This is a genomic window from Neisseria sp. SLRRB23 (assembly GCF_050896295.1).
Lineage (GTDB): Bacteria > Pseudomonadota > Gammaproteobacteria > Burkholderiales > Neisseriaceae > Neisseria.
In genome coordinates this window covers 1-1,458 of sequence record NZ_JBPBFH010000070.1, presented here as the reverse complement: position 1 = coordinate 1,458, position 1,458 = coordinate 1, and the positions used below count along the sequence as shown (strand labels likewise).

2 protein-coding genes and 2 pseudogenes are annotated in these 1,458 nt (G+C 56.4%); all 4 read right to left on the bottom strand.

The window, feature by feature from the left end; genetic code table 11:
- Nucleotides 1–186: pseudogene (locus ACRPFF_RS11050) on the bottom strand (hypothetical protein); the annotation flags it as partial.
- Nucleotides 183–365: a hypothetical protein gene (locus ACRPFF_RS11045; protein ID WP_003691535.1), complete on the bottom strand. Its 183-nt coding sequence runs from the start codon at nt 363–365 to the stop codon at nt 183–185. The gene ACRPFF_RS11045 and the pseudogene ACRPFF_RS11050, both read right to left, overlap by 4 nt.
- A gap of 139 nt (nt 366–504) precedes the next feature.
- The gene (locus tag ACRPFF_RS11040) at nt 505–1,191 is read right to left on the bottom strand and encodes a phage replication initiation protein, NGO0469 family (RefSeq protein ID WP_033910330.1); all 687 of its coding nucleotides are present in this window, start codon (nt 1,189–1,191) and stop codon (nt 505–507) included.
- Between the two features lie 126 nt (nt 1,192–1,317).
- Nucleotides 1,318–1,458: pseudogene (locus ACRPFF_RS11035) on the bottom strand (ComEC/Rec2 family competence protein); the annotation flags it as partial.

Here is a 1,458-nt window from a genome sequence, read left to right as displayed (position 1 = left end):
ATCGAAGCCTGTACCGCCAAACTGCAGGAGCAACCGTCGTTCTTCAACAGGCTGATGAAAACCAACGACAAGCTCAACAGGCAGATTGACGTGTTGCAGAAACAGTCGGCAGCCATCCACAACGAAGTAGTAATCAAGCGCCGCCTGTACGTCTGCCGCGCACCGGTAGAGTGTGAGGGCGGTCATTGTGCCCCTCCCTCATATTCGGCAACCGCTTCGCCAAGCGCGGCGTGTATGGCGTATGCCTGTTCGATGTTGATGAATAGGTCGTCGCTGCCGATGGTGATGTTGATGTATCCCTGTTCGGGATTGGCGGCGGCGCCAATGGTTTTCCCGTCCCATTGGGTCAGGTCGATGTTTGCCATTTTTTTGTTTCCTTTCTCTGTTGCCGTCCGAAGCAGTTGCAAACTAAAAATCGACTACTGCTTCAGAGTGCGGGGCCCGCCCGCAGGGCGCGGCGTTTGTTTGCGGTTTTCCGTCCGGTTTTACGCCCTGACGGCGGGCTTAATTAAAAGGGATGTCGTCCTCGATGTCTTCGGCAGGCGCGGCATTGCCTTGCGGATATTCCGTCCGCCCTTCCGCCGCTTGGGCCTGTTTCTGCGGCGGCGCCGGCGGTTGGCGGCCGTTTACGGCTTCGGCATATTCCGGGCTTTTGGCAATCTGCTCCCTCAGTTTCTCGTTCAGGAGGCCGTAATTCGCCCAATCGGGGTCTGACAGGTCGAAGGCAAAAACGGCGTTGTCCGGCTGTTTCGGGGTGTAGCTCTTCATCTTGTTGCTGATGGCGGAAATGTTGGCATAGGTGGTTTTGCCGTCGCTGCTTTCTTGGTGGGCGATACTCAACAGGCAGGGCTTGCCCAAAATATTGCGCAAATCGAAGTTGTCGCGTTCTTCCGGTGTAAAGTCCCTTCCGCGCCAGCTTTTGAGGTCTGTTGCCAGTTGGCTTTTGCTGTGCAGGCTGGCGGTGTACCGGCGGCTGATGAGGTAGGGCCTGCCGTCCGGCATCAGCATTTCCGGATCGCCTTCCGGGTCGATTTCCCACTGCACTAAAATCTTGTGCTGCCGCTTTTGTTCGTTTTGGTACTCGACGAGCTGCGTACCCAAATCGATGATGCGGATGCAGGTGGCGTGATGGCTGCCTGCCGGGCATGGTTTGAAATTGCTTTCGTCTTTCACACTTAAAATCAATGACATTTTCGGTCTCCTGTTAAAGGTCGTTTCGTCTATCGGTCTCGCGCTGTTTTATGCCTTGCGCGGCGGCGTTACCTGATAATGCTTTTAATGTGGCCTTCTGCCTGTTTTTCGGTCATCCGCCGTGTTTCGGCGGTTTCCGTGCCCCGAACACGCCCATATCAGGGCCGCCACCAAACCGAAAGACAGCCAAGTTCCCACACCCAAGACCGCCAAAGGGTCGAACAGCAGCACCGCCGCCAACGCCTGCCACCACGTTGCCCACGCCGA

Bases quoted from the DNA above. Each gene is read 5' to 3' on its own strand.
- ACRPFF_RS11045 (WP_003691535.1), bottom strand. From the start codon at position 365: ATGGCAAACATCGACCTGACCCAATGGGACGGGAAAACCATTGGCGCC.
- ACRPFF_RS11040 (WP_033910330.1), bottom strand. From the start codon at position 1,191: ATGTCATTGATTTTAAGTGTGAAAGACGAAAGCAATTTCAAACCATGC.